Genomic DNA, 14,966 nt, shown 5'->3' on the forward strand with positions numbered 1-14,966 from the left:
TACCACCAGAGGGGGGTGCCCTACGAAACGGCATCGCACACTCGCGAGCCGCTGCGGCTACGTCCACATTGACGGTCGCCCTTGCGGCTCGCCGCCCGTCCGCCAAGGACGCTTCTGTTACTTCCACTACCAGGTGAACCGTCCTCGTGCCACCGTTCCGCCGCTCGAGGACGCCGATGCGATCCAGCTCGCGCTCACCGACCTCGCCCGCGCGGTCCTCGCCGAGACCGTTGACCTCAAGCGCGCCAGCGTCCTCGCCTACATCCTCCAGACCGCCGTCTCCAACCTCAAGCGCGTCGAACTCGGCCTCCACACCGAGGAGATGACCACCGAGCCGCCATCGCTCATCCCCGAAACCGACGCCATCGACGCCGCCTACAACACCTGGACGCCGCGCGCCCGCGACAACGCCGCCAACACCGAAGCCACCGACGTCATGCTCACCCGCCATGACATAACCTGATCGCGCAATCCGCGGCCAATAAGCTCCACACGAAAGGCCGCTGTGCTTCTCGCTCTAAGCCAGCAGCCAGAAGCGGGTTTTGAAGCAGCCTTCAGCAGCTCTGCTTGCATCACAGCACCGGGATTCCCGTACACTGTGCAGGCCACTTCAGGAGCTTACGAGGAGGAAGACTATGGTTCGCAATCTGCGATGGATTGGGCTGGCGCTGGTGGTGACGCTGGCCGTGACGGCGGCGAGCGCTGCGGCCATTCCCGCCGGGACGCGGCTGGAAGTCCGCATGGGCAGCAGCTTGAGTTCGGGCAGCGCGCACATCGGCGACACGTTCGAGGGCACGCTCGCCCGCGACTTGGTGGTGAATGGCAAGACGATCGCGCGCTCGGGCGCGACCGTGCATGGCAAGGTGACCAATGCCAAGTCGAGCGGACGGCTGCACGCGCCCGGCATCCTGACCGTGCGGCTCACCTCGGTTGACACCGACAGCGGCACGCAGTCGATCCACACCTCGGCGGTGAGCCGCCAGGGCAAGAGCCACACCAAGAGCAACGCCACCAAGATTGGCGGCGGCGCGGCGGCGGGCGCCATCATCGGCGCGATTGCCGGCGGCGGCAAGGGCGCGGCGATCGGCACGCTGGCGGGCGGCGCGGCCGGCACCGGCGTGGCCGCGGCCACGGGCAAGCAGGAAGCCGAAATCCCGGCCGAGTCTGTGCTGAGCTTTACGGTGACCAGCGGGACGACCGCAGCGCGGTAGGCCTGCGGTTTCGTCACCCTGAGCGAATCCCAGAACGAAAATAGGGGAGAGTCGAAGGGGCCCTGCTCGACCTGAAACGTCGGGTAGCGGTAGGGATCCTTCGACTCGCGCCGGTCGCGACGCAAAAGCTGCGTCGCGGGTGCTCGCTCAGGATGACAATAAAAGAATCTACTTCAGCGCCGCCAGCACCTCTTCCGCGTGGCCTTCGGGCTTCACCTTGGGGAAGACGCGCGCGATCTTGCCGTCGGGGCCGATGAGGAACGTGGTCCGCTCGATCCCCATCACCTTCTTCCCGTACATGTTCTTCTCTTTCAGCACGCCGAACTGCTTGGCGACCTTCTTGTCGGAGTCGGCGAGCAGGGTGAAGGGGAAGTTGTACTTCTCTTTGAAGCTCTTCTGGGCTTTGGGCGTGTCGCCGGAGATGCCGAGCACGACCGCGCCGGCCTTTTCGATCTTCTTGTATGCGTCGCGGAACCCGCACGCCTCGATGGTTCAGCCCGGCGTGTTGGCCTTGGGGAAGAAGAAGAGCACGACGTTGCGGCCGCGGAAGTCTTTCAGCGAAACGTTGCGGCCTTCCTCGTCGGGGACAGTGAAGTCGGGTGCTTTATCATTGATGTTCATGAGGTCTCGCTCGGCCGAGGAGGGCATTGTACATCGGGCGCGAGGGGCGGTTGCGGCGGCACTGTCGCTCCTCATGCTGACGCTGATGGCGCCAGCGCAGCGCTACGCCAAGGTCCCGGAAGGACCGCGCGCGGTCGCTGTCCTGGTGTGGCGAAGCGACGGGACCACGGCAAGCGGGAAGCCAAAGCCGGTAGCGCCGTTCCTGGTGCCGGTGACGTTCTACTATCAGAAGCGCTTTTTCGACGCCGGGCTGTACAAGGCCACGCCGCGTCCGATGGCGATCGAGCCCGAAACGGTTTACGAAGCGCAGCGCACCGGCGAGCCGGTGGGACTGTTCACGGTAAACGAGGCGGTGCGCACCGACGGCACGTGGATGGCGAACGGCCGCTACCGGGACACCACCATCCCCGAGGCGCCGAAGAAGAAAAGCTACGACGCGGGCAAGGACACCGACGAAGGTCCGCCCAAGCTGCGCTATCCGAAGTCAGGCGACGCGAAGCCGGGCGCGGAGCAGAAGCCGGCGGCCGACAGTGATTCGCCCACCACACCGAGCGCTTCTCCGAGTTCGGATTCGGGTTCCTCGGCGTCGTCCCGTTCCGGCGACGACAGCGGTCCACCGCGGCTGAAGCGGGCCGACAGCACAGCCGCGAAGGGAGACGGGGCCGCTGCGTCCCGTCCCTCGCCAAAGGAAAGCGAGAAGCGCGCGATGGCAGCTGCCGCGCCCTCGGCGAAAGGCGCAGGAGAGTTCCTGGTTGCCGTGTCGGACGCGAAGACGCCGCTGCCGCGCTCTTTCGGGTTCAGTTGGTCGCCGGAGGAGCAGCAGCGCCTGACCCGTGAAGTCCGCGCCATGGCGGCGGAAGAGATCAATCGCTACGCGGCGCAGCGTTACGGTTACAAACCGCAGCCGGCCACGCCAACCACGCCCGCGCGCGGTGCGCGCAGCGCGTCTGCGCCTGCGGCAGCGACGGGGACGGACGGGCTGGATGAGTTCAGCGTGCGCGCGTTCGATCTCGACACCGACAATTATCCCGAGTTGATCGTTTCGGCCAGCCGCAAGCTGCCGATCGCGATTGCGGCGGGCGTGCCCGCGGCGATCCAGTCCTTCTATGTAGTGCTGGCGGTGCGCGTGGAGCTGAACCCGAACGGGACCGACAAGTTCACGCGCATGCTGACCTACAACACTGACGACCGGCATCTGGACCAGTTTCCGCGCATGGAGCTGCTCGACGCGGTAGACGCCGACGGCGGTGGAGTGGGCGACGTGCTGTTCCGCACAACCGGCCCGCGCTGGAACCCGCAGGAGCCTTCAACCTGGGGATTCCGGCTGTATCGTCCCGGACCGGACAAGCTGGAGAAAGTGTTCGACAGCGCAGGAATGGAAAACTGATTCACCGCAGAGCCGCAGAGGACGCAGAGAGACAATTCTTACCGCGGATGACGCGGATTACATATTCTTCCGCGGCACGGGACGCTCTTCGCCGGCGTGCACGGGTCAAGTAGGGATGCTTCGACTACGGCCCTCGCTCACCGCTCAGGCCTTCGCTCAGCATGACGGTGAAGAAATCATTCTTGAGAATGTGCGTTATCCGCGTGAATCCGCGGTAGAGGTTTTCTCGTTCACGCGCTTGAGGAAGCGGCCGACGCTGACGACGGCGCGGGAGACGGTGCCGCGTCCGATTTCGTGGTGCTCGTCCCAGGCGCGGACGCGGAAGACGTAGAACTTGCCGTCCATTTGTTCGAAGACCGCTTCGGCGCGGACGAGCTGGCCGATGCCGGTTGCGGCCAGGTGCTCGACGTGAATGGCGGTGCCGACGGTGATCTCGCCGTCTTCGCAATAGGGCTGCTGGGCGACGAAGCAGGCCCACTCCATCATGCCGATCATGTCCGGCGTGGAGAGGACCGGCGGAAGTTCCGGATGGTGCTTCGCCAGCGTGTTTTCGAAGTCCACGCGGCGCTCCACCTGCGCGCGCGCGCCGACCGGGACGGGCTTGGGCATGGGGTGAAGTTAGCAGCGCGGAAAAGAAACTTCCACCACAGAGACACAGAGGCACAGAAAAGACATTGATAGAATTGAATGATCCGCGTTCATCCGCGTGAATCGGCGGTAAGCGTTTGCTTCCGATGAAGTTTGACGAACAATTCGACGTGGTCGTGGTCGGCGCCGGGCATGCCGGGTGCGAGGCGGCGATGGCGGCGGCGCGCATGGGGCTGAAGACGGCGCTGTACACGCTGAACGTGGACCTGATCGCGCAGATGTCGTGCAATCCGGCGGTCGGCGGGATTGCCAAGGGGCATCTGGTCCGCGAGATTGACGCGCTGGGCGGGATCATGGGCGAGGTGACCGACGCGGTCGGCATTCAGTTCCGGCTGCTGAACACGTCGCGCGGACCGGCGGTGTGGTCGCCGCGCGCGCAGTGCGACAAGCAGCAGTACCGGCTGAAGATGCGCCAGGTGCTGGAGTCGCAGCCGAACCTGAAGATCAAGCAGGCGGAGGTGGCGGACCTGCTGCTCTCGCCGAACCAACCCCAAACCACAGAGGACACGGAGGTCGCAAAGGAAGGAGTTTCAAAACCCTCTGAGTCCCCGGCGTCCTCTTCGCCTGGGGTTCACCGCCGCGCCATCGGCATCAAGTTGCGCGACGGGCGCCGCGTGGGCGCGCGCGCTGTAGTGATCACGACCGGAACGTTTCTCAACGGGCTGATTCATTGCGGCCAGCAGACGTATCCGGCGGGGAGAAGCGGTGAGCCGCCGTCACAACTGCTGGGCGAAGCGCTGAAGCTGCTCGGGTTGCGCGGCACGCGGCTGAAGACGGGAACGCCGCCCCGCCTGGATGGGCGGACGATTGACTGGTCGCGCTTTGCGGTGCAGCCGGGCGACAAGGAGCCGACGCCGTTCAGCTTTCGCACGCGCGAGATCCGGCAGCCGCAGGTGCCGTGCTACATCGCGTTCACGACGGAGGAGACGCACCGCATCATCCGCGAGAACGTGCATCGCTCGCCGATGTACAGCGGGCAGATCAAGAGTATTGGTCCGCGGTATTGCCCGAGCATCGAAGACAAGATCGTCAAGTTCCCCGACAAGGCCACGCACCAGATTTTTCTCGAGCCCGAAGGACTGGACACGCACGAGATCTACGTGAACGGCATGAGCACGTCGATGCCGATCGACGTGCAGACGGCGATGGTGCACTCGATTCCGGGCCTGGAGAACGCCGAACTGCTGCGCCCGGGATACGCGATTGAGTACGACGCGATTGATCCCACCGAACTGGAGCGCACGCTGGAGACAAAGAAGATTGCCGGGCTGTTCCTGGCGGGGCAGATCAACGGAACGTCGGGCTACGAAGAAGCGGGTTGCCAGGGACTGATGGCGGGCATCAACGCCGCACTGGCGATCAAGGGCGAGGCGCCGCTGGTGCTGGATCGGACCGAGGCGTACATCGGAATCCTGATTGACGACCTGATCTCAAAGGGAACGAACGAGCCGTATCGCATGTTCACGTCGCGCGCCGAGTTCCGGCTGCATCTGCGGATTGACAATGCCGACCGGCGGCTGACGCCGCATGGGCGGCGCGTGGGGCTGATCAGCGACGCGGCGTGGGCGGAGCATCTGGCGAAGCAGGAGCGACTGGCGAAGCTGGCGGCGATATTGGAGACGACGAGGGTGACGGCGGAGATGGCGGAGCGGATCGAGCAGTCAGCGCTGAGCACTCGGCATTCAGCCAGCGAACAGACGAATGGCTCCGACGAAAACCGCGCGGGCGAGGCCTCACCCCACCGCGCCAACACCGGGCGCGGCGGCGACCCCGAGGTCGCCCGCGTCCACACGGGTGTCGTCGGTTCCACACTGGCGCAGGTGCTAAAACGACCGGAGGTAACAATCGAGCAAATGGCGCCGGTGCTGTGCGAGGTGATGCCCGAGTTCTTTGATCGGTTGTCGCCCGCCGTCTCTGCGAGCTCTGCGGTGAACACGGCCTTGGTTCGCAATGAGCTGAAGTCGGTGGAGACCGAGATCAAGTACGCCGGCTATCTCGACCAGCAGCGCAAGTCGATCGAGCGGCTGAAGCGGGCGGAGCAGCGCGCGATTCCGGAGTGGTTCGACTATCGCGCGGTGAGCGGCCTTTCGCGCGAGATGAAGGAAAAGTTCGAGCGCGTGCGTCCGAGGACGCTAGGGCAAGCGCTGGGGATTCCGGGGGTGACGCCCGCGGCGGTATCGCTGGTGAATGTGTATATCGAGCTGCAGGGCAGGGCCCTGAATGCAAAATGAAAAATGCCAGAGGAAAAGTGTAATCGGGAACGGATTTTGCATTCTTAATTTTTCATTCTGAATTCGACTTACGCTCTCTCGTAGGCGTGCTTGGCTTCCAGGGCCTTCAGCGCCGCGTCCTTCTCACCTTCAATTTCAGCTTTCATCTCGAGCAGGCTTGGCATCGCGGCGGCGCGGTCGCCGCCGGAGAGCGTGACCAGTCCCTCATCGGCGAGGCGGCGGGCGGCCTGCTGAAACTGGTCGCGGCTCGCGTTCAGATACTCCAGGTCAATCGGATCGAGCAGAATTGCCGGCGCATTGTCGCGCATGGCGGTCCAGTAGGTCTTGCGGCGGAGGAAGGCGTAAATGTCGTCGGGTGAAGCCTGGGCGAAGATCAGTTTCTTGTTCCTGAAGTCGTAGTGGCGGCTGGAGACGGGGACGGGCTGGCGCTTGCCGCTCTTGAGCAGCTCGAGCTGCTTGGTGTCGAGTTCTTTGCGGAGCGCGTTGACGACGGCGGAGAGCGCGTGCTCGGGAGCGAGCGAGGGCAGCGCTTCCTTAATGATCTGGGTGAGGTTCACGGCGACGTCGGCGTGCAGGCCCGAGCCGTCGTCGAGCGTGAGGCGTCCGTGGAGCGAAAACCAGTCGGCGCCGCTGGTGGAGGGGTGGAACGGCCATTCGAGCGCGATGCGGACGGGGAAGCCGGAGAGGGTGACGTAGAGTGGATTGGCGGATAACATCGCGCCGATATTTTAGCAATCAGCACTCAGCGGTCAGCATTCAGCCCTCGCGCATCCCGGCAAAAACCGTTCGCACTTTCGCCGAAAGCCGTTCGGGGGCTGAATGCTGAGTGCCGAACGCTGCTCTTAGGCGCTCGCTGCCTTGTCGTCCGACCCCAACGGCAGGAAGTACTGCGTGCCTTTGATGGGCTCGGTGAGGCGGCGGAGAAGTTCCTGCAAATCTTCGTGGCGGTCAACGAAATCGATGTCGGTGGTGTTGACCACGAGCAGGTCCGAAGCCGTGTAATGGAAGAAGAAGTGCTCGTAGGCGCGCGCGACCTCTTCTATGTAATCGTCGGAAATGGCGGCTTCGCCGGGCGCGCCTTTCTTGCGCAGGCGCTTCTTGAGGACTTCTGGAGTGGCCTGCAAATAGATGACCAGGTCGGGCGTGCGGAGTTGAGTTCGAAACAGGCTGTAGTAGCGGTTGTAAATCTCCAGTTCCGCGTCGCTGAGGTTGATGCATGCGAAGAGCTTGTCTTTTTCGAAGATGTAGTCGGCAACAATGGTCTTGGGCGAGCGCAGATCGAGGGCGCTGAGCTGCTCGTAGCGCTGGATGAGGAACGAAAACTGCGCCTGGAAACCGGCGCCAGGCTCGCCGTCGTAAAAGGCGCGGAGGAACGGATTGCGGTCGGGTTCGGCGACGCGCTGTCCATGAAGGCGCTCGGCGATGATTTGCGCCAGCGTGCTCTTGCCGACGCGCAACGGGCCTTCAATTGCGATGTAGTGGGGAAGCTCGAAGAGGTTCGCCATGGATTACGGGTCGCCCGACGTGGTGGAGCATAGTACGGAGTGCGGCGCGGGACAATTGCTTCATTGGTTATCGGGTCATCGGCTCATTGAGTTATTGAGCCGACAATTTCTCGACGTCATTCCTGGGCTCGAGGGCCAGATGACCCGATGGCCCGATGTTCAATTTAGAATCTCCGCATGCTAGGAGCCGCACTGGGCGCGCTGGGCGGAGTGGCGGCGGCGTCGGCGCTGGGATGGGCGTCGATGGATGCACGCTCGCAACTGTTTGGGCGGACGTTCATCGGGCGCGACGATGTGGCCGGGCGCAAATTCATTGCGCTGACCTACGATGACGGCCCGAATGACCGTTGCACCCTCCCGCTGCTGGACGTGCTGGCGAAGCACGGCGCGCGAGTGACGTTCTTCATGATAGGCAGCTACGTGGCGGCGCGTCCGGAGATTGCGCGGCGGGTGGCGGAAGCGGGACACGAGATTGGGAACCACACCTTCCGTCATCCGAACCTGATCGGGTGCTCGCCGGCGCGGGTGCGCTCGGAGCTGGAGCAGTGTCGCGCGGCGCTGCGCGATGCGGTGGGCGAGCACTCGCGATGGTTCCGTCCGCCGTTTGGCGGGCGGCGTCCGGATGTTCTGGCGGTGGTGCGCGCCCTGGGTATGGAGCCGGTGCTTTGGCGCGTGAGCTCGCGCGATTGGGTGCTGGACGCGCGCGCGATCGAGGAGAAAGTGTCGCGGGGCTTGCGTGGGGGCGACGTCATCCTGATGCACGATGGCAGCCACCGCGGGATGGAATGGGACCGGGGGAACACGGTGAAGGCGACCGATGCGCTGATTCCGCGGCTGCGGGATGGCGGGTATGAGTTTGTTAGCGTTGGGGAAATGAAAGCAACGTCCACCACAGAGACACAGAGGCACAGAGCAGGCCACGAGTAATCACTCTGGAGCTGTTAGCAGCCAACCTGTTTCGGTTTCCCTGTGTCTCTGTGCCTCGGCGGTAGGTGTCACAACGTTTGCAGGGCCTCGCGGGCGGCGGCGAGAGTTTCTGCGATGTCTTTTTCCGTGTGCGCGCCGCTGAGGAATGCGGCTTCGAACTGCGACGGCGGCAAGTAGATGCCGGCGTGCATCATCGCCTGGTGGAACCTGGCGAAGCGGGCGGTGTCGGAGCGTGCGGCTGAAGCCCAGTCGGTCACGGGCGAGCCGGTGAAGAACCAGGTGAACATGGAGCCGGCGCGGTTGGCGACGAGCGGAACGCCGGCGGTGCGCGCGGCGTCGAGTACGCCCTCCAGGAGAGTGGCGGCGAGCGCGTCCATGCGGCCGTAGATCTGCGGATCGTCGGCGAGGCCGCGCAGCGTGGCGAGGCCGGCGGCCATGGCGAGCGGGTTGCCGCTCAGCGTGCCGGCCTGGTAGACGGGCCCGAGGGGCGCCACCTGATCCATGAATCTGGCTGGCCCTCCGTAGGCGCCGACGGGCAGTCCGCCGCCAATGATTTTTCCCAGCGTCGTGAGGTCCGGGCGGATGCCGAACAACTGCTGCGCGCCGCCCAGGGCGAGGCGGAAGCCGGTCATTACTTCATCGAAGATGAGCAAGGCGCCGTCATGCGCGGTGATCTCGCGCAGGAATTGCAGGTAGCCGGGCCTGGGCGGCACGCATCCCATGTTGCCGACAACCGGCTCGACGATCACGCAGGCGATCTGCCTGGGAAATCTGGCGAAGGCCCGCTCGACCGCGGCGCGGTCGTTGTAGGGCAGGGCGAGCGTGTACTGCACCACTTCTTCCGGCACGCCGGCGGAGCCAGGAATGCCGAGCGTGGCCACGCCCGAGCCGGCTTTGACGAGCAGCGAATCGCCGTGTCCGTGGTAACAGCCTTCGAACTTCACGATGAACTTGCGATTGGTCGCGGCGCGCGCCAGGCGGATGGCCGACATGGTCGCTTCGGTGCCGCTGGAGACGAAGCGGACCTTCTCCATGCTCGGATAAGCGGCCAGCACCGACTCGGCGAGTTCGACTTCGAGCTGGGTCGACGCGCCGAAGCTGGCGCCGTTGCGCGCGGCGGCGATGATCTGCTCGACGACGCCCGGGGCGGCGTGGCCAAGAATGAGCGGGCCCCAGGAGCCAAGGTAGTCGATGTAGGAGTTACCGTCGGCGTCCCACACGCGGGAGCCCTCGCCGCGGGCGATGAAGACGGGTTCGCCGCCGACAGCGCGGAAAGCGCGCACCGGCGAATCCACGCCGCCGGGCAGGACGCGCTCGGCGCGGCGCTGGAGCGCACGGGACCTTTGGCGCTGACGAGACATCAACGTAAAACCTTACCGCGGATGAACGCGGATGAACACGGATTTCAGCATCGATCGCTTGCTGAGTGCTGATTGCTTGCGTCCCGTATTCAGCATTTACAATCGAAGAGAAGACATGGTCCTGCCGTTCGTCCGCGAATTGTTCGCGGACGTGGAAAAACTGCCGGCCTTTGCGCGTGCCACCTCCCACCTGAAGAGCGGCGCGGGGCGGATCATTCTGTCTGGACTCACACCCAGCGCAAAAACTCTGTTGCTGCCAATGCTGCGGCATGCTGCGGGGAAGCCGCTGATCGTTGTGGTGGCTGACAACCGCGCGGCCGACGAGATGTTGCCGACGGTGCAGGCGTTCGCCGACCTCAGCGGCGGCTGCGATCCGTCGGCGGTCGTGGCGCTGCCGGCGCACGACGTCCTGCCCTACGAAAACCTCTCGCCGCATCCGGAGATCCAGGAAAAACAGGCGATCACACTGTGGAAGATGGCCATGGGCCAGGCGCAGATCGTGCTTGTGCCGGCGCGGGCGGCGGCAATGCGCTTCCGCGCGCCGGAGTTCTACGGCGGCCTGGCGCGCGTGGTAAGGCGCGGCGAGTCGGTGGACGCCGAGCAGATGCTGGGCCAACTGGCGATGGCGGGGTACACACGCACCGACGTGGTCGAGATGCCGGGCGAGTTCGCGCAGCGCGGCGGGATTGTGGACGTGTATCCGCCCGAGGCGGAGCGTCCAGTGCGCCTGGAGCTTTTCGGCGACGAAGTAGAGAGCATTCGGAGGTTCGATCCCGGAACGCAGCGCTCGCTTCCGGCGCCATTGGACGAAACTGCGCTGCTGCCGCTGACGCCCACGCCGGTGGAGGAAGCCACGCTGGGCGCGATACACGCGCGCTTGTCGGGGCGGCGCATCGCCGGAACGGAAGAGATTGTGGAGCAGTCGGTGCGCGAAGCCGGCGTCAGCATTTTTCCCGGATGGGAGCTGTATGCGCCGCTGGCCTACCTGGGCGATTCGCGCACTGTCTTCGAGATGCTGCCGAACGCGCTGGCGCTGGTGGATGAGCCCGACGACGTGCAGCGTGAACTCGACGGCTGGTGGGAGCGGCTGGAGCAAACGCACGAGCGCAGCGGCGTGGGCGCGCTGGCTCGACCAGAGGAACTGTATCTGCAGCCGGAAACGCTGCGCCACGAGATTGCGCGACGCGGCGGAGTGGAGTTGGAGCAGCTGGGGCTGGTGCGGTCTGCCGAAACTTCCTTCCCGCGGATGGACACGGACGAAGGCGCATCGGGCGCGGGCGGTCAAGATCCCCACCCTTCGACAACGGATGGCGAAGGGGTGGGGCACCCTCGGTTGTTGACCGGGGCTGAAGCCCCAATCCAAAGTGGCGGCCATGACGGCGCGGTTGAAGCCGCGCCCCTTCAAGGCAACAGCATCCAGTTTACTTCGCAGACCACGCCGCGGTTTCACGGCTCGGTGGCGGCGATGGCCGAGGAAGTGAAGAAGCTGTCGGCGGCGGGCACGCGCGTGGTGATCGCGGCGGCGAACATGGGCGAAGTGGAGCGGCTGGCCGACATCTTCGCCGAATACGGCGTGCCGTTCCGGCTGGGGACGCGCGCGCCGCGTCCTGGCGAAACATACGTCGAAGAAACCTCATACTTCGCGGGGAATTATGCGGCGGCGACGATTGTGCGCGCTTACGTGCCGGACGGCGTGGCGCTGCCCGACGCGGCGCTGGCGGTGTTCGGCTCGCGCGACCTGTTCGACGAGTCGGAGGCGGTGGCGCAGAGGCCGCAGCGAAGCAAGTCGAAGACTTCGGCGTTTCTCTCCGACTTCCGCGATCTCGCGGTCGGCGATTACGTGGTGCACGTGGAGCACGGAATCGGGCAGTACCAGGGGCTGAAGGAGATCGCGCAGCCGGAGGGGGCGAACGTCGAGTTCATGGTGCTGGAGTATGCCGAAGGCGCGCGGTTGTACGTGCCGTTGACGCGTCTCGATCTTGTGCAGAAGTATCGCTCGGCGGAGGGCGCCAAGCCCGTGTTGAACCGGCTGGGCACCGGGCAGTGGGCCAAGACGAAGGCGCGCGTGAAGAAGGCCATGAAGGACATGGCCGACGAGCTGCTCAAGCTCTACGCCGCACGCAAAACGGCCGAGGGGCACGCGTTTCCGCCGGACACGGAGTGGCAGCGCGAGTTCGAAGACCAGTTCGAGTTCAACGAAACGGAAGACCAGCTCACCGCGATCGTGGATGTGAAGCACGACATGGAGTCGCCGCAGCCGATGGACCGTCTGCTGTGCGGCGATGTTGGCTATGGCAAGACGGAAGTCGCGATGCGCGCCGCGTTCAAAGCGGTGAGCGACAACCGGCAGGTGGCGGTGCTGGCGCCCACGACGGTGCTCGCCTTCCAGCACTTCGAGACGTTCAAGCAGCGGATGGCGGCGTTTCCCATCAAGATCGAGATGCTCTCGCGCTTCCGCTCGGCGAAGCAGCAAAGGGAAATCGTGGAGAAGGTCGAGGCCGGGCAGGTGGACGTTCTGATCGGCACGCATCGGCTGCTCTCGAAGGACATCAAGTTTCACGATCTCGGGCTCGTGGTGGTGGATGAAGAGCAGCGCTTCGGTGTGCGGCACAAGGAGCGGCTGAAGCAGCTGAAGAAGGAAGTGGACGTGCTCACCATGTCGGCCACGCCGATTCCGCGGACGCTGCACATGAGCATGGTGGGGCTGCGCGACATGAGCGTGATCGAGACGCCGCCGAAAGACCGCATTGCAATCCAGACGGTGGTCGCGGCGTGGGACGAGGCGCTGGTCCGCTCGGCGCTCGAGCACGAGCTGGAGCGCGGCGGGCAGGTGTACTTCGTCCACAACCGCGTGGAGAGCATTTACGAGATCGCGGCCAAGCTCCAGGAACTCGTTCCGCGCGCGCGCATTCTGGTCGGCCACGGCCAGATGAGCGAGGGCGAACTGGAAAAAGTGATGCTCAGCTTCATTCGCCACGAAGCCGACATCCTCGTGGCCACCACCATCATCGAGAACGGCCTCGACATTCCGCTATGCAACACCATGATCGTGAATCGCGCCGACCGGCACGGGTTGAGCGAGCTCTACCAGTTGCGCGGGCGCGTGGGACGCTCGAACCGGCGCGCGTATGCGTATCTGCTGGTGCCGGCGGAGGTGGAACTCACGCCGATCGCGCGGCGGCGGCTGGCGGCGCTGAAGGAGTTCAGCGACCTGGGCGCGGGATTCAAGATCGCGGCGCTCGACCTGGAGCTGCGCGGCGCTGGCAATCTTCTCGGCGGCGAGCAGAGCGGGCACATTGATGCCGTCGGCTTCGAGATGTACACGGCGATGCTCGATCGCACCATCCGCGAGCTGAAGGGCGAAGAAGTTGCCATCGAGGCGGAGACGCAGCTCAACCTCGGGCTGAACATCCGCATCCCGGGCGAGTACATCGCAGAGGAAAACCAGCGGCTGCGCATGTACAAGCGCGTGGCCGGCGTCGAGAACGAGCTGCAACTCGCCGATGTGATCGCCGAAATGCAGGACCGGTATGGGGAGCCACCGCGCCCGGTGGGGAACCTGTTTGAGTATGCGCGGCTGCGGCTGCTGGCGCAGCGCGTGGGCGTGGCCGCGATTGATCGCAAGCGCGACCAGGTTTCCATCAAGTTCAGCGGGAAAGCGGCGGTGGATCTGGAGCGGCTGGCCAGGTTCGTCGCGGGCGAGCGCGGAGCACAGTTTACGCCGCAGGGTGTGCTCACGTTCGCCCTGAAGACCACGCGGGCGGACCAGGTGCTGGCGCGGCTGCGCGAGTTGCTGAACGAGTTGGCCGGCGTGGCGGTGGCGGTGTAGGTCCCCTCGAGGATGGGCGTCTCCACGCCGCCGTTCCAAGGTTTGCCACCCCAAGTGGAACCGGCCCTGCTCGGGAGCTAGACTTTAGTCAGGGGCGGGAGGTCAGCCGTGCAACTGGAGCTTTCTTCCGAAGAACAAGCGCTGCTTCTGAGGATTCTGAAAGATTACCGGGGCACTTTGCGGCAGGAGATCTACCGAACCGAGGCTGGTCCCTTCAAACACGATTTGAAACTTGAGGAGGAGTTGCTGGAGCGGCTGGTGGCACGGCTCGGCGCAGGGCAGCCATTATCGGCCGGCTAAACCAGCGTCTGGCGATTGCGGCTTGCGGGACGGTCATGTTTTCCGTTGATGGAGTGTTTCCCGGGCGGGCCTGAGCCCGCCCTTTCTGCTGGCCGAGGTGGCAGAAGGCATCTCACCCTGCGTCGGTCCGACAACGATCTGCACGAGTATTCTGAAGCGCGGACGCGGCCCAGGAATCCAACGCACATCACTGAAGTGTGGAAAGCCATGGCCAAAACCCTCGGCATCGTTGGCGGTATCGGGCCCGAGTCCACGGTCGATTACTACCGGCAGGTCCTCGCCGGCTTTCGTGAGCGGGTGACCGACGGGAGCGACCCGCACATCCTGATTGACAGCTTGAACCTGAAGGAGCTGCGCGACCTGGCCGAGGCCGGACGCTTCGAGGAAATGGGCGGACATCTGGTGCGTTCGCTGCACAGACTGGCGGTCGCAGGCGCGGACTTTGGGGTGCTGTCGGCCAACACGGCGCACGTTGTCTTTGACCAGGTGCGGGCGCAGTCGCCGATTCCGCTGATCAGCATTGTGGAGGCGACGCGCGCGGAGGCGAAGGCGCTGGCGTTGAAGCGGCTGGGGCTGCTGGGCACGCGATTCACGATGCAGGAGAAGTTCTATCCCGAGGTGTTCGCGCGCGAAGGCATGGCGATTGTGCCGCCGCTGGGCGATGAGGTGGCATGGATCCATCAGAAGTATTTCGACGAACTCGTGCCGGGGAAATTCCTGCCGGAAACGCGCGATCGTTTCGTGGAGATCGCATTGAGAATGCGTGGGCGCGACCGGCTTGACGGCCTGATCTTCGGGGGGACGGAATTGCCACTGCTGTTGCGCGGCGTTGACCTGGGCATGCCCGCGCTGGACACGACGAAGATCCACGTGGCGAGCATCGTGGCGGAGCTGGTTTCGTAACGATTGATCATCGGGCCATCGGGTCATCGGGCCATTCAGTCGC

General features: G+C 64.8%; 13 protein-coding genes. 8 read left to right on the top strand and 5 right to left on the bottom strand.

From position 1 onward, the window contains the following. Window positions 1-133 precede the first annotated feature (133 nt). Window positions 134-463 (top strand): hypothetical protein, encoded by a 330-nt coding sequence (locus tag VFA60_06980; protein HZQ91518.1) that lies wholly within the window; start codon window positions 134-136, stop codon window positions 461-463. Between the two features lie 172 nt (window positions 464-635). Then, window positions 636-1,211, top strand: coding sequence for a hypothetical protein (locus VFA60_06985; protein ID HZQ91519.1), 576 nt, complete (start codon window positions 636-638; stop codon window positions 1,209-1,211). A 168-nt stretch (window positions 1,212-1,379) separates the two neighbouring features. Here VFA60_06985 and bcp read toward each other — a convergent pair whose 3' ends face one another. After that, complete coding sequence (bcp, locus tag VFA60_06990) at window positions 1,380-1,832, bottom strand: thioredoxin-dependent thiol peroxidase (protein HZQ91520.1); 453 nt, start codon at window positions 1,830-1,832, stop codon at window positions 1,380-1,382. A 73-nt stretch (window positions 1,833-1,905) separates the two neighbouring features. Between bcp and VFA60_06995 the strand changes: the two genes are divergently transcribed. Further along, window positions 1,906-3,219 (top strand): hypothetical protein, encoded by a 1,314-nt coding sequence (locus tag VFA60_06995; protein HZQ91521.1) that lies wholly within the window; start codon window positions 1,906-1,908, stop codon window positions 3,217-3,219. 195 nt (window positions 3,220-3,414) lie between these two features. Here the strand turns inward: VFA60_06995 and VFA60_07000 are convergent, their stop codons facing one another. Next, the gene (locus VFA60_07000) at window positions 3,415-3,828 is read right to left on the bottom strand and encodes a thioesterase (GenBank protein HZQ91522.1); all 414 of its coding nucleotides are present in this window, start codon (window positions 3,826-3,828) and stop codon (window positions 3,415-3,417) included. Between the two features lie 125 nt (window positions 3,829-3,953). On the opposite strand from VFA60_07000, the gene mnmG reads away from it, so the two are divergent. Further along, entirely contained in the window at window positions 3,954-6,098 is a 2,145-nt protein-coding gene (gene mnmG / locus VFA60_07005; protein HZQ91523.1) for a tRNA uridine-5-carboxymethylaminomethyl(34) synthesis enzyme MnmG, read from the top strand. Window positions 6,099-6,166: 68 nt separating this feature from the next. Here the strand turns inward: mnmG and VFA60_07010 are convergent, their stop codons facing one another. After that, a complete protein-coding gene (locus VFA60_07010) occupies window positions 6,167-6,814 on the bottom strand; it encodes a hypothetical protein (protein HZQ91524.1) in 648 nt (215 codons plus the stop codon). 126 nt (window positions 6,815-6,940) lie between these two features. Next, a complete protein-coding gene (locus VFA60_07015; protein HZQ91525.1) occupies window positions 6,941-7,603 on the bottom strand; it encodes a deoxynucleoside kinase in 663 nt (220 codons plus the stop codon). A 177-nt stretch (window positions 7,604-7,780) separates the two neighbouring features. Between VFA60_07015 and VFA60_07020 the strand changes: the two genes are divergently transcribed. After that, complete coding sequence (locus VFA60_07020) at window positions 7,781-8,530, top strand: polysaccharide deacetylase family protein (protein ID HZQ91526.1); 750 nt, start codon at window positions 7,781-7,783, stop codon at window positions 8,528-8,530. Between the two features lie 68 nt (window positions 8,531-8,598). Here VFA60_07020 and hemL read toward each other — a convergent pair whose 3' ends face one another. After that, window positions 8,599-9,891 carry a glutamate-1-semialdehyde 2,1-aminomutase gene (hemL, locus tag VFA60_07025; protein HZQ91527.1) on the bottom strand — a complete coding sequence of 431 codons (1,293 nt, stop codon included), beginning with the start codon at window positions 9,889-9,891 and terminating at the stop codon, window positions 8,599-8,601. Window positions 9,892-10,006: 115 nt separating this feature from the next. Between hemL and mfd the strand changes: the two genes are divergently transcribed. From mfd to VFA60_07040, 3 genes are all read left to right on the top strand, one after another. After that, window positions 10,007-13,720 carry a transcription-repair coupling factor gene (mfd, locus tag VFA60_07030; GenBank protein ID HZQ91528.1) on the top strand — a complete coding sequence of 1,238 codons (3,714 nt, stop codon included), beginning with the start codon at window positions 10,007-10,009 and terminating at the stop codon, window positions 13,718-13,720. A gap of 108 nt (window positions 13,721-13,828) precedes the next feature. Then, the gene (locus VFA60_07035; GenBank protein HZQ91529.1) at window positions 13,829-14,020 is read left to right on the top strand and encodes a hypothetical protein; all 192 of its coding nucleotides are present in this window, start codon (window positions 13,829-13,831) and stop codon (window positions 14,018-14,020) included. 207 nt (window positions 14,021-14,227) lie between these two features. Next, a complete protein-coding gene (locus VFA60_07040; GenBank protein HZQ91530.1) occupies window positions 14,228-14,923 on the top strand; it encodes an amino acid racemase in 696 nt (231 codons plus the stop codon). Window positions 14,924-14,966 lie beyond the last annotated feature (43 nt).

Source organism: Terriglobales bacterium (assembly GCA_035651995.1).
In the GTDB taxonomy this organism is placed as follows: Bacteria; Acidobacteriota; Terriglobia; order Terriglobales; family Acidobacteriaceae; genus DASRER01.

Bases quoted from the DNA above. Each gene is read 5' to 3' on its own strand.
- hemL (HZQ91527.1), bottom strand. From the start codon at position 9,891: ATGTCTCGTCAGCGCCAAAGGTCCCGTGCGCTCCAGCGCCGCGCCGAG.
- VFA60_07000 (HZQ91522.1), bottom strand. From the start codon at position 3,828: ATGCCCAAGCCCGTCCCGGTCGGCGCGCGCGCGCAGGTGGAGCGCCGC.
- VFA60_06985 (HZQ91519.1), top strand. From the start codon at position 636: ATGGTTCGCAATCTGCGATGGATTGGGCTGGCGCTGGTGGTGACGCTG.
- mnmG (HZQ91523.1), top strand. From the start codon at position 3,954: ATGAAGTTTGACGAACAATTCGACGTGGTCGTGGTCGGCGCCGGGCAT.
- VFA60_06995 (HZQ91521.1), top strand. From the start codon at position 1,906: ATGCTGACGCTGATGGCGCCAGCGCAGCGCTACGCCAAGGTCCCGGAA.
- VFA60_07015 (HZQ91525.1), bottom strand. From the start codon at position 7,603: ATGGCGAACCTCTTCGAGCTTCCCCACTACATCGCAATTGAAGGCCCG.
- VFA60_07020 (HZQ91526.1), top strand. From the start codon at position 7,781: ATGCTAGGAGCCGCACTGGGCGCGCTGGGCGGAGTGGCGGCGGCGTCG.
- VFA60_07010 (HZQ91524.1), bottom strand. From the start codon at position 6,814: ATGTTATCCGCCAATCCACTCTACGTCACCCTCTCCGGCTTCCCCGTC.
- VFA60_07040 (HZQ91530.1), top strand. From the start codon at position 14,228: ATGGCCAAAACCCTCGGCATCGTTGGCGGTATCGGGCCCGAGTCCACG.
- mfd (HZQ91528.1), top strand. From the start codon at position 10,007: ATGGTCCTGCCGTTCGTCCGCGAATTGTTCGCGGACGTGGAAAAACTG.